This window comes from Blautia sp. DFI.1.216, from assembly GCF_020594215.1.
GTDB lineage: Bacteria > Bacillota > Clostridia > Lachnospirales > Lachnospiraceae > Blautia_A > Blautia_A wexlerae.
Map to the genome: position 1 here is coordinate 1 of NZ_JAJDML010000201.1, position 327 is coordinate 327.

The 327-nt window shown below is 41.0% G+C and carries 1 pseudogene; it reads right to left on the reverse strand.

From position 1 onward, the window contains the following. Positions 1-327: pseudogene (locus tag LJE11_RS19435) on the reverse strand (ATP-binding protein); the annotation flags it as partial.

The window sequence follows — 327 nt, forward strand, 5'->3', positions numbered from 1 at the left end:
AATACAAGCCACTTTCCAATTTATCCTCTAACCGTAAAAGCTGGTCTTGATATTTCCCCAGCGTAATTTCACAGCGGATATGAAGCAGTCCCTTTTCCATTTGATAATAAATCTTTGGAAACCAGACGATTTTTTCCCTTGATCTGCCTTGCAGGTCAGTAAAAAAACCGCTATCTTGTACGGTATCGGCTTCATACCACTTGTTTTCCAGTATCATTCTTGCCAGCTTTTGACGGTGCAGGAGCTTCTTGAAACTATCGTAACAGAAGCGATAATACAGAAAAGCGACCAATGCACAAACACCAGTCGCTATCAGTATGGTTATGA